Below are 11,927 nucleotides of genomic sequence, written 5' to 3'. Positions count from 1 at the left end.
AATTCCCATGAGCAGCGTCTTCGAGAAACTCATCGCGAAATATGCCGAGCGCGGCGATTTCGAGCGTTTGAAGGGCTACAAGACCGACCGGATGGCCATCCTGAAAAGCATCCAGGATGGCACTTACGAGAAAATGCATCTCATTTCCGACGCCGATCCGGTGTCGATGGTCGCCGAAATCGAGCGGGAATTGGCCTGTATCGAAGCGGCGCTGAAGAAGCAGCATTAGTCGAGTGCGTTGCAGCAAATGGTGCAACGACTGCGTTCGGCGATGACGCAAAGCTGATCTGCAAATTCTGTCTAGGCCGAAAGATTATCTGGTTCGACCTCCGCTTCTAAAATAGCGTGCGCCCAAATTAAAACCTTGGGAGGCATTGATGAAATTCGGACTGTTGTCGACGGCTGCGCTGTGCGGTCTTTTCCTGGCGGCTCCGGCCTCGGCGCAAGGCGTCAAGATCGGCATTCTCAACGATCAGTCCGGTGTCTATGCCGACTACGGTGGCAAGTGGTCACTCGAAGCCGCGAAGATGGCCGTCGAGGAATTCGGCGGCGAGGTGCTCGGCCAGAAGATCGAGGTCATCTCCGCCGACCATCAGAACAAGCCGGATCTCGCCGTCACCATCGCGCGCAAATGGTACGACGTCGATGGCGTCGATATGATCACCGAACTGACCACCTCGTCGGTGGCTCTGGCGGTGCAGGAGCTGTCCAAGGAAAAGAAGAAGATCGATATCGTTGTTGGTGCCGCGACCTCGCGCATTACCGGCGACGCTTGCCAGCCCTCCGGTTTCCACTGGGCCTACGACACCCATGCGCTCGCGGTCGGTACCGGCGGTGCGCTGGTGGAGGCAGGCGGTGACACCTGGTTCTTCCTCACCGCCGACTATGCGTTCGGCTATGCGCTTGAAAAGGATACCGGTGAGATCGTGACTGCCAAGGGCGGCAAGGTTCTCGGCGCCGTACGTCACCCGCTCAATTCCTCGGATTTCTCATCCTTTTTGCTGCAAGCGCAGAGCTCGAAAGCCAAGATCGTCGGCCTTGCCAATGCCGGGCTCGACACCTCCAATTCGATCAAGCAGGCGGCGGAATTCGGCATCGTTGCCGGCGGCCAGAAACTTGCCGGCCTGCTGTTGACGCTGGCAGAGGTGCATGGGCTAGGTCTGCAGGCTGCGCAGGGCCTTGTCCTGACGGAGGCCTATTACTGGGACCGCGATGACAAGTCGCGCGAATTCGCCGAGCGCTTCTTCAAGCGTACCCAGCGGATGCCGAACATGATTCAGGCAGGCACCTATTCGGCGACGCTGTCCTATCTCAAGGCGGTGAAGGCCGCCGGCAGCAAGGACACCGAAGCGGTGACGAAGAAGCTGAAGGAGCTGCCGGTCAACGACGCCTTCGCGCAGGGCGGCAAGGTGCTCGCCAACGGTCGCATGATCCACGACCTCTATCTGTTCGAGGTCAAGAAGCCTGCGGAATCAAAGAAGCCGTGGGATTATTACAAGCAGCTCGCCGTGGTGCCCGGCGACAAGGCGTTTCCAACGGCGGCCGAGAGCGGCTGCCCGCTGACGAAGTAAAACACGAGCGTTACCGAAATAAATCCAAACACCGTCATGGCCGGGCTTGTCCCGGCCATCTACGTCTTAATCCTGCATCGAAAGTCGTGGAAGCCCGGCTCAAGCCCGGGCATGACGGTGCTTGTGGCAGGCATCGCGCTTCAATACCCCGTCATTTCCAGATAGCCCGTACCGCTGTGACTGCCGGTGAAGCTCACCGGCCCTTCCCAATACGGGAAGCTTGTCGTCATCCAGCTCTTGGCATTCAGCGGCGAGGTCGCGATCTGTAATCCGCGCGATGCGATCGATACCTTCCATGATGTCGGGATCCTGCGGCCGGCGATTTCCGTCATGACTGTCGGCGCCATATCCATGGCGCCTGGGGCAAGCTGTTCGGATTTTCCGTCTGCGGTGATCCAGTTGCCAGCAAAATAATGCGCGCCATCTTTCTGCCTGAGACGAAACAGCATCAGCTTCGCATTGTCAGGCAGATGCAGCGAGAACCAGTCCCAGCCGGTCTGGTCGGAGGCCAGCGGCTGGCTCGAATATTCCCTGTCCATCCAGGCGCGGCCGGTGACGGCAATCTCCTTGCCGTCGATGGTCAGCACGCCCGATGCGGTGAAATATGGCTGGCTGTAATAATACGATGCCTGGCCGCGTTCGGATTTGCGGCTGAAGCCATTTTCGCCCTGCAGCACGAGCGGCTGCTTTGCATCGAGCCGTAGCTGGTAGCTGAAATCCGCTGACGATGCCGACACGTCAACCGGCGCAACCGACCTGTCGTCGAAGTTCTCAAGCCCGCGGATTTCCCACGCATCGATCCAAGCACGGAACGGTGTTGTCGTGACGCCGGCCTGACCAACGCCGCCGCGGGCAAAACTCTCGGCCGCATGATGCGCGGTCGCCGATGTCACCGCCGCATGACCCATCCAGATCTGCGGCGTCGCCCAGCCGTCGCCTTGCGCGCCCGCCGCCATCGCCTGACGAAATAGCGTCCATTGCACGCCATAGGCATTGCCCGACCCGTCCGTGAGATTGGCGGTGAGGTACCACCATTCGATGCGATAGTCCGGATGCGGGCCGTGATCGGCGGGAAAGGTGAGGGGGCGTCCGGGCACGACGCTGGCAAAGCCCTCGGCGTCGCGGCCGAGACCTGCGAAACCTTGCGCGAGCGCGCGTGAGCCGCCGAGGCTGAGCAGGGCGATGCCGCCGATCAAACTGCGACGCGTGACGAGGCTAGCGCTCATTGGCGAATACCTTCACCAGTGTGGCCGGCTGCATGCGCAGCAGCTTCAAGATCGGTAGCAGAGCTGCGAGCAGCGAGGCCAGCATGGCAACGCCGAGCAACTGGACCAGTTGCAGCGGAAACACATGGAACGGCAGGCGCCAGCCGAAGGCCTTCACATTGACGATAGCGATGAGACACCACGCCACCAGGAGGCCGAGCGGCAGCGCCAGCAGTGAGGTAATCAAGGCGACCGACAGCGTCTTCAGCAGCTCGATGCCGGCCAGGCGGCGACGTGTGATGCCAATGGCCCAGAGGGGCGCCAATTGGGGCAGGCGCGAATTGCTCAGTGTGAGCAGGCTGGTGAGCAGTGCGACGCCTGCGACACCGAGTGTGAAGGCATTGAGCGCTGCAGTGACGGCGAAGGTGCGGTTGAAGATCGCCAGTGACTCTGTCTTCACCGTCGTCTGATCTGCGAGATTGCGGCCGTCGAGGCCGAAGCGCGTGCGGATGGCGTCGATCAGCCCGGGTACGGCCGCGGGGGCTACGCGCAGGCCCATGCGGGTCTGCGAAATGTCAGGGACATGTTTGACCAGCGCATCGATGTTCACGCCGATCTGGCCTTTTGGATTACCGTAATCCGCATACACGGCAACGACGTCCATCGGCCATGTGCCGGTCGGCGTCGGCACGTCCAGACGATCGCCGAGTTTGAGCTTCATGCGCAGCGAGAGTTGTTCGCTGACGAGTGCGCCGTCGCCGCTGCGTACGCGGTCCCATGCATCACGAGTGGAATCCAGTAGCGGCCACTGATCGCGATAGGTGGCGTGATCGGCGAAACCGAGAAGCTCGATCGGCGCGCCGTTGAACTGCAGGTCGGTGCGGCTGCCCGGCAGAACTGCCTGCACGTCGGGGCGCGTCTTCAGCCAGGTCTTGATCTCGACTGCTTGTTTCTCACTCGTTGCGTTCAGATAGATCTCCGACGCCAGTCGGCCATCGAGCCAGCCTGTGAAAGTGCGGCTGAAACTCTCCACCATGGTGCCGACGCCGACATTGACGGCGAGCGCCAGCAGCAACGCCATCAGCGCCAGCGACAGGCCGGAAAGCTGCAGCCGGCTATCGGCCCAGAACCATGTGGCGAGCGGGCGTCGGGTACTGCGTTCCCCGCCGGCAAGGACGAGGCCGAGGATGACCGGCAATGCGAGTGCCGCGCCGAGCAGCAATGCGGCAAGCACGAAGAAGCCGGCAATCAGCGAATCGCCAAGCCAGAGCGTAAGTCCGGCAGCGATGAACACGAGCAAAGCGCCCGCGCCTTGCAGCCGCAGCCAGCGATGCTGGGCCTGTTGCCATGCGTAGGGCTGTGCGGTGGCGAGCAAGGGGAGGCGGACGGCTTTCAGCAGGCTCGATGTCGCCGCCAGCAGCGCGCCGATGATGGAAATCGCGAGCCCAGCGAACCACCATTCGGGCTTCAGTGTGAGTTGTCCCGGGATCTGCGCGCCATAGAGCCCGCGCAGGCTGGCCGCAACATCGGGCAGCAGCGATGCGGCGATGAAATAGCCGCAGACGAGACCGATGACGCCGGCGACGAGTGCGATGCTGACAAGCTCCAGCACGAGCACGCTGTTGAGTTGGCGCGCCGAGACGCCGCAAGCACGCAAGGTGCGCAGCATCGGCAGACGCTGTTCGAAGCCGAGGCCGATGGCCGAATTGACGATGAACAGCCCGACGAAGAAGGATAGCAGGCCGAAGGCGGTGAGATTGAGATGGAAACTGTCGGTGAGACGTTCGAGGTCTGTTTCGGCGTCGGGCTGCACCAGCCGCAACCGATTACCCGCAACGCTGTCGAGCGATGCGCGGGGACCTTTCGCGCTGCCGATCAGCAGGCGCGAAATCCGGTCCGGCATCTTCAGAAGTTTCTGGGCGATGCCGATATCGACCACCAGCACACCCGGCGCGAGCTGCGGCTGCAGTTTCAGGGGCGGCAGCAGCGCTCCGTCATTGAGCGCAGGTGTCGCGCCCTCAGCAAGGCCGAGACTGGCCAGCGTTTCCGGTGCGATCAGCGCCTGACCGGGCGGCGTGAGAAACGCCTGCGCGCCGGTCCTGCCGATCTCCGTCGCAGCGCTGGCTTCGACAGGCATGGTCACCGGCTCAATGCCGAGCAGACGCACCGAGCGACCGCCGATTTGCACGCGGCCTTCGACGACAGGCGAGACCGGCCAGCCTGCGCGGCGGAGATCGACGAAGAGTTGTTGCGCGAATGCGCCGCCATTGGTCGCGACCAGCATCGGCGCGCGCGTCCCGCCGAACGCTGCGGCGGCGCGGTCATAGCTGATGCGGGCTTGCTGATTGAGCGCCTGCACGCCGCTCCACAACGCGGTCGCTGCGATCAGGCCGATCAGGAGCGTCGCGAACTGCATCGGATGCCGGCGCCAGTGGCTGAGCAGTACCGCGAGGATCCAGAGCGCGCGTCTCACGCGATCAATCCGGCATGGAGATGGACGTGACGATCGAGCGTGGCGGCGAGGCGCTCGCTATGGGTCACCATCAGGAAGCCGCAGCCGGTGCGTGCGACGAGATCGCGCGCCAGTTTCAGAACGTCGTCAGCGGTGTCTTCGTCGAGATTGCCGGTGGGTTCATCCGCGAGCAGCAGCAGCGGTTTCGAGGCCAGCGCGCGGCCGATGGCGACGCGTTGCTGCTGGCCGCCAGAGAGTTGTTCGGGATAGCGCTTGAGCAGCGCGCCGAGGCCAAGGCGCTCGGAGAGTTCGTGCTGCCAGGCTGCGTCATGCTTGCCGGAGATGCGCGACTGGAACGCCAGATTGTCGGCGACCGACAGCGACGGGATCAGGTTGAACTGTTGGAACACGAGCCCGAGGCGGTCGCGGCGCAGCGCGGCGCGAGCGGAATCATGGAGGCCGGTGACGACAATGTCGCCGAGCTGGATCTCGCCGCTGTCGGCCTCATCGAGGCCGGCGATCAGATGCAACAGCGTGCTCTTGCCGCTGCCGGATTCGCCGGTCAGCGCCACGCTCTCGCCGGCGGCAACGCTGAGATCGACGCCGCGCAGAACGGCGACCTGTTCCTGGGCTGAACGATAGGATTTGGTGAGATGGCGAACCGTGAGCATGCGGCGCCATCATAGCAGATGCATGTCGCCGACGCGATGACGCCAGCGTTACCGCTTGCGTTCAGATACCAGCGCCAGCAGCACCGTCGCCGCCATGAAGCAGGCGGAGGCGCCGAACACCCAGTGTGGCAAGGCGTGGTCCATGAACCAGCCGAACAGGATCGGGCTGATGATGCCGCCGAAATTGAAGCCGGTGGAGACGATGCCGAAGGCGCGGCCGGCAGCACCCGGAGGGGCGGCCTCGCGCACCAGCATGTCGCGCGACGGCGTCAGCACGCCGCCGAGGAAACCTGCGGTGGTCATGGCCGCGACGATCACCGGCGTCGGCAGGGTGAACACTGCGATGGCGCAGATGATGGCGGCATTGATCGTGAAACACACCGCGGCGACGCGGCTATGGTGTCTGGTCCGATCGGCCAGCCAGCCGCCGGCAAGCACGCCGACGGCGCTGGCCGCGAGGAAAGCGGTGAGGGCGATATTCGCCGATGACAGCGATGTGCCGTAGCCATTCATCAGCGCGACGATGCCGAAGCTGTTGATCCCGTTCTGCGACAGCGAGAGCAGCGTGAAGAACAGCGTCAGCATCAGGATCGCCGGGGTCATCATGCTGACCTTGGGCAACTCCGCATTGTTGGCGTCATCGCCATCTGCCATCGCGCCGGCATCGGGAATGCCGACCACGATCAGCATCAGTGCAATCGCCACGCCGATGGCGCCCGCGACGATCAGTGCGCCTTGGCCGCCGATACCGACCAGCAGCGCGGCCATCACGGGAGGCGCAACTGCGCCGCCAACGAATCCTGCGAATGTGTGGATCGAGAACGCACGACCCATCTTCGACTCGTCCATATGGGCGGCGAGGATGGCGTAGTCGGCCGGATGGTAGACGCTGTTGGCGAGGCCAAGCAGCGCGGCGCAGACGATCAGAGCGGGATAGCTGAGCAACAGGCCGAGGGCGATCAGCGCGCAGCCGCCGAGCGTGACGCCGAGGATCAGGATCTTACGCGCGCCGATGCGATCGACGAGATAGCCGATCGGCGCCTGGGTGAGGCCGGAGACGACCGCGAAGGTGGTGAGCGCGAAGCCCAGTTCGATATAGCCGACGCCAAGCTTCTCCTTCAGGAAGGGAAACAGCATCGGTAGCACGAAGATGTGGAAGTGGCTGACCCAATGCGCAGTGGAGATCGCCGTCAGCGTGCGCGTCGCCGAAGGGACGTGATCGCGCGACGTGAGATGCGAGGTCGAGGCCGGGATATCGACCATATGCGTTTCCACCCAGGGCGGCTGATGGCCGCTTGTTGCAGCCTCGAAAAGGTGCGTTATGCCTACGTTCGCAGCAGGTTAATGTCTATGAGCGCTGCGACATGCAGGTGTTGCGGCCCGTGCAGGGCGGCATCGGTGCGGGCGACGGCGGTACGAAAATGCGACATGATTGAGCATGATGACGAGCCGCCCGTTTTTTAAGCCACTGCGCATCCTGCTGTCGGAAGGTACCAGCACCTCCGCGCGGGAGGCTGTCACCGTGCTCGGTCTCGCCGGCCATGTGGTGGATGCCTGCGATCCTGCCACTGCAGGACTGGCGCGGTTCTCGCGATTTGTCCGCAGATATCACCGCTGCCCGGGAATGCGGGAAAATCCCCTGGGCTTCCTGCGGTTCATCGAAAGCCTGCTGGCGACAGGCGACTACGACGTGCTGCTGCCGATCCACGAACAGGGATTTCTGTTCGCCAGGGCGCAGGAGCGGCTGAGGCCGCTGGCCAGCCTGGCCTTGCCGTCCTTCGCCAACTATCGGGCGGCGCACAGCAAGGCCGGCTTCAGCCGCATACTCAGCGAACTTGGATTGCCGCAGCCCGAGACGCAGATCGTCGCCAGCGCCGATGCGCTCCGCACCGCTGTTCGTTTTCCCTGCGTCATCAAGACGGCCATCGGCACCGCGAGCCGCGGCGTCTGGATGGTGCGTGACGGTGCTGACCTTGCGCTGGCAATGAGGGAGCTTGAGGCCGGCAACCGCTTTGCTGGCGAGGTGCTGGTGCAGGCCCGCGTCACGGGCGCGACCGAGAAGGCGCAGGGTGTATTCTGTCGCGGCGAACTGATCGGCTTTCACGCCTATCGCCAGATCATGGAAGGCGCCGGCGGTGGCGATGCCATCAAGCGTAGCGTGCGGCGAGACCGTGTGCGCGACGATCTCGCCACCATTGGCCGGCATCTCGCATGGCACGGCGCCCTGTCCATCGATGTCATCATGCCGGATGACGGCACCGGGCCATATTATATCGACTGCAACCCGCGACTGGTCGAGCCGATGGCGGCTTATCTGGCCGGTGTCGATCTGGTCGATCAGCTGCTGCGCATTTCGATTGGCGAGACACCCGAGGCGACGCCAACGACGCAGGAGGGCGTGGTTACGCATCAGGCCATGCAGGTGCTGCTCGGCAGTGCGCAGCGCGGCGGCGACAGGCGCGATTTGCTGCGCATCTGCCGCGATATCTGGCGTCGTCGCGGCGATTATGCCGGTAGCACCGAGGAGCTTACGCCGGCGCGCATCGACTGGCTCAGCGCCGTGCCCTTGGTCATGACCGCGCTGTTGCTGCTGGTGTCGCCAAGGCTGTCGCACGTATTGGCGAAACGCGGTTGGGGCCAACATCTGCTCGATATCAGAAGTGTAGCAATCATCGAAAGTGAGATGTTCTAACATTCGCGGCTGTACGGATTGATGTGTATCAATGTGTGCCGCGCCAACCCGGCTATCGTATGGTGCCTCGCAACTCCGCGAGGCCAACGAAACCCGGGAAGCGCATGACAAAGCTGATGGCTGCATCGTCGTTCGCGGCGCCTTTGGCGAATGCGGCCACACAGCCGGGCGCCTTCCTGTCCCACCTTGGCGCGGCTGATCTGCGCCAGTTGATGGCTCTGGGCGAGCGGGTACCCCATGCCTCGCAGGATGTCCTGTTCACGCAAGGAGCGCCGGCCGCCAAATGCTTCAGCGTGGTGGAGGGGGTCGTTTGCGTCTATCGCACCGAGCACGACAATCGTCGCCAGATCACGGGCTTCGCGCTGCCCGGCGACGTTCTGGAGATCGCCGCACAGGGGTATCATGAAGTGTCTGCCGCCGCCGTCGGGCCGGCGCTGGTCTGGGAAATCCCGCGCGAGAAATTTGCGCAATTCGCCAGTCACCGCCCCTATGTGCTGAACGAGATCGTCGCGCTGATGGCTGCCGAGATAGCCGACGCACACGACAAAATGTTCTCGCTCGGCCGCCGTGCAGCGGAAGAGAAGCTTATGGTCTTCCTGACATGCTGGCGCGACCGGCTGGCGCGGCTCGGCCGCGATGTCGATCCGTTGCCGGTGCCAATGAGCCGACGCGATATCGCCGATCATCTCGGCCTCACCGTCGAAACGGTGTGCCGGACGCTGGCCAAGCTCGAACGTCGCGGCGCGATCGAGATTCTGCCCGGTCGTATCCGACTGCTGGATACCGAATCCGTCGCGGCTCCCGCTTTCGCCTGACCCGTTGCGCTACGCATGCGCGACCTTCTCCCGACTTTGATTTCAATCAATTCGCAAAACGCAGTGTCGTGATTGATGGAGACGTGTTCGGGAAAGAATCATCATGACGAAACAGACTGACAGCGTGAAGTGGATGACGATCGGCGAAGGCGGTCTCACCGTGATCTTCGCGGCCACCGTGTTTCTCTCCATCATCGCAGCGGCAAAGGCGGAAGATACGGCCTACGCCTTCCACGTGACGCTGGCCGGTTTCGCCAGCCTGGCCTCCATATTCGTCATCCTCAACCGTTACTTCGAACGCGGTGCATTGCCGCCGCAGGAAATTGATGGACGGCCGAATTACAATTTCGGGCCGATCAAGTTTGCCGCAGCGGCCTCCGTGTTCTGGGGCATCGCCGGCTTCACGGTGGGATTGCTGATCGCCTTGCAGCTCGCCTGGCCGGATCTGAACTTCAATTTGCCCTGGACAAGCTTTGGCCGGCTGCGGCCGCTGCATACGTCAGCGGTGGTGTTTGCTTTCGGCGGCAACGTGTTGATCGCGACGTCCTTCTTCGTGGTGCAGAAGACCTGTCGCACGCGCCTCGCCGGCGATCTGGCGCCATGGTTCGTGGTGCTCGGCTATAATTTCTTCATCGTCATTGCCGGCACCGGCTATCTGCTCGGTGTCACGCAGTCGAAGGAATATGCCGAACCGGAATGGTATGCCGACCTCTGGCTGACCATTGTCTGGGTCGCCTATCTGCTGGTGTTCCTGATGACGCTGGTGAAGCGCAAGGAGCCGCATATCTTTGTCGCCAACTGGTTCTATCTCGCCTTCATCATCACCATTGCGGTGCTGCATCTCGGCAATAACCCGGCGCTTCCCGTCTCGATCTTCGGCTCCAAGTCGTATGTCGCCTGGAGCGGTGTGCAGGATGCCATGTTCCAGTGGTGGTACGGCCACAACGCGGTGGGCTTCTTCCTCACCGCCGGCTTCCTCGCCATCATGTATTACTTCATTCCGAAGCGCGCGGAGCGGCCGGTCTATTCCTATCGGCTGTCCATCGTGCATTTCTGGGCGATCATCTTCCTCTATATCTGGGCCGGTCCGCATCACCTGCACTATTCGGCGCTGCCCGACTGGACGCAGACACTCGGCATGACCTTCTCGATCATGCTGTGGATGCCCTCCTGGGGTGGCATGATCAACGGGTTGATGACGCTGTCCGGCGCATGGGACAAGCTGCGCACTGATCCCGTACTGCGCATGCTGGTGGTGTCGGTGGCGTTCTACGGCATGGCGACCTTCGAAGGCCCGCTGATGTCGATCAAGGTGGTCAATTCGCTCAGCCACTATACGGACTGGACCATCGGCCACGTGCATTCCGGGGCGCTCGGCTGGGTCGGCTTCGTCTCCTTCGGCGCGCTCTATTGCCTGGTGCCGTGGCTGTGGAATCGCAAGCAGCTCTACAGCCTCAAGCTGGTGGAGTGGCACTTCTGGATCGCGACGCTCGGCATCGTTCTCTACATCTCGGCGATGTGGGTGTCGGGCATCCTGCAGGGTCTGATGTGGCGTGCCTACACGTCGCTGGGCTTCCTGGAATATTCCTTCATCGAAAGCGTCGAGGCGATGCACCCGTTCTACATCATCCGCGCAGCGGGCGGCGGTCTGTTCCTGATCGGTGCGCTGATCATGGCCTGGAATTTGTGGATGACCGTGCGCGTCGGCGAGGCGGAAGAAGGGGCGCTATCGAGCCCCGGCGCCACGTTGCAGCCGGCGGAGTAAGGATCAATCATGTCGTTCTGGAGCCGGCACCAAATCTTCGAGAAGAACTCGATCGTCCTGATCGTGGGCATCATTCTCGTCATCGCCATCGGCGGCATCGTCGAGATCGCGCCTTTGTTCTATCTCAAGAGCACCATCGAAGCCGTCGAGGGCATGCGGCCCTACACGCCGCTCGAACTCGCCGGGCGCAACATCTATGTCCGCGAGGGTTGCTATCTCTGCCATTCGCAGATGGTGCGTCCGCTGCGTGACGAGGTCGAGCGCTACGGGCACTATTCGCTCGCGGCGGAGAGCATGTATGACCATCCGTTCCAGTGGGGTTCAAAGCGCACCGGGCCTGATCTCGCCCGTGTCGGCGCCAAGTATTCCGATGAGTGGCACGTCACGCATCTGAGCAATCCGCGCGCCATCGTCCCGCAATCGGTGATGCCGTCCTACAAGTTCCTGGCCGAGACGCCTGTCAGCACCGAGACCATCGCCGATCATCTGCGCACCAACCGCGCGGTGGGCGTGCCCTATACGGATGATCAGATCGCCAATGCGGTGGCGGACCTGAAGACCCAGGCCGATCCCGACAATGGCGATACCGACGCGCTGCTCAAGCGCTATCCGAAATCGGTCGCGCGTAACTTCGACGGCAAGCCGGGTCTGCCTACCGAGATGGATGCACTGGTCGCCTATCTGCAGATGCTCGGCACGCTGGTCGATTTCAAACTCTACAATGAAAAAGCAAACCTCCGCTGAGGAGATGGAAGC

10 protein-coding genes are annotated in these 11,927 nt (G+C 62.7%); 6 read left to right on the top strand and 4 right to left on the bottom strand.

Translation table 11 applies throughout. The features are described from left to right. Positions 1-7: 7 nt before the first annotated feature. Both AB8A27_RS23040 and AB8A27_RS23035 read left to right on the top strand, forming a co-directional pair. A complete protein-coding gene (locus AB8A27_RS23040; protein WP_441243913.1) occupies positions 8-229 on the top strand; it encodes a hypothetical protein in 222 nt (73 codons plus the stop codon). Between the two features lie 148 nt (positions 230-377). Beyond that, positions 378-1,571 (top strand): ABC transporter substrate-binding protein, encoded by a 1,194-nt coding sequence (locus AB8A27_RS23035; protein ID WP_441243912.1) that lies wholly within the window; start codon positions 378-380, stop codon positions 1,569-1,571. A 140-nt stretch (positions 1,572-1,711) separates the two neighbouring features. On the opposite strand, the gene AB8A27_RS23030 is transcribed toward AB8A27_RS23035, so the two are convergent. The 4 genes from AB8A27_RS23030 to AB8A27_RS23015 are packed head-to-tail and all read right to left on the bottom strand — an operon-like array spanning position 1,712 to position 7,162. Continuing rightward, the gene (locus AB8A27_RS23030) at positions 1,712-2,797 is read right to left on the bottom strand and encodes a lipocalin-like domain-containing protein (RefSeq protein WP_441243911.1); all 1,086 of its coding nucleotides are present in this window, start codon (positions 2,795-2,797) and stop codon (positions 1,712-1,714) included. Continuing rightward, a complete protein-coding gene (locus tag AB8A27_RS23025; protein ID WP_441243910.1) occupies positions 2,787-5,249 on the bottom strand; it encodes an FtsX-like permease family protein in 2,463 nt (820 codons plus the stop codon). The genes AB8A27_RS23030 and AB8A27_RS23025 overlap by 11 nt, the downstream gene beginning before the upstream one ends. After that, positions 5,246-5,899: an ABC transporter ATP-binding protein gene (locus AB8A27_RS23020; protein ID WP_441243909.1), complete on the bottom strand. Its 654-nt coding sequence runs from the start codon at positions 5,897-5,899 to the stop codon at positions 5,246-5,248. The genes AB8A27_RS23025 and AB8A27_RS23020 overlap by 4 nt, the downstream gene beginning before the upstream one ends. 48 nt (positions 5,900-5,947) lie before the next feature. Next, positions 5,948-7,162: an MFS transporter gene (locus tag AB8A27_RS23015; protein WP_441243908.1), complete on the bottom strand. Its 1,215-nt coding sequence runs from the start codon at positions 7,160-7,162 to the stop codon at positions 5,948-5,950. 175 nt (positions 7,163-7,337) lie between these two features. Here AB8A27_RS23015 and AB8A27_RS23010 point away from each other — a divergent pair, with 175 nt between their 5' ends. From AB8A27_RS23010 to ccoO, 4 genes are all read left to right on the top strand, one after another. Continuing rightward, entirely contained in the window at positions 7,338-8,591 is a 1,254-nt protein-coding gene (locus AB8A27_RS23010) for a hypothetical protein (protein ID WP_441243907.1), read from the top strand. Between the two features lie 104 nt (positions 8,592-8,695). Next, the gene (locus tag AB8A27_RS23005; RefSeq protein ID WP_441243906.1) at positions 8,696-9,406 is read left to right on the top strand and encodes a Crp/Fnr family transcriptional regulator; all 711 of its coding nucleotides are present in this window, start codon (positions 8,696-8,698) and stop codon (positions 9,404-9,406) included. Positions 9,407-9,539: 133 nt separating this feature from the next. Continuing rightward, positions 9,540-11,171, top strand: coding sequence for a cytochrome-c oxidase, cbb3-type subunit I (gene ccoN / locus AB8A27_RS23000; protein WP_441244989.1), 1,632 nt, complete (start codon positions 9,540-9,542; stop codon positions 11,169-11,171). A 9-nt stretch (positions 11,172-11,180) separates the two neighbouring features. Next, positions 11,181-11,915, top strand: coding sequence for a cytochrome-c oxidase, cbb3-type subunit II (gene ccoO, locus AB8A27_RS22995; protein ID WP_441243905.1), 735 nt, complete (start codon positions 11,181-11,183; stop codon positions 11,913-11,915). The last annotated feature ends 12 nt before the right edge of the window (positions 11,916-11,927 follow it).

It is taken from the genome of Tardiphaga sp. 768_D3_N2_1, assembly GCF_052076105.1.
Lineage (GTDB): Bacteria > Pseudomonadota > Alphaproteobacteria > Rhizobiales > Xanthobacteraceae > Tardiphaga.
The sequence above is the reverse complement of the archived record's forward strand: the minus strand, read 5'-3'. Positions and strand labels throughout refer to the sequence as shown.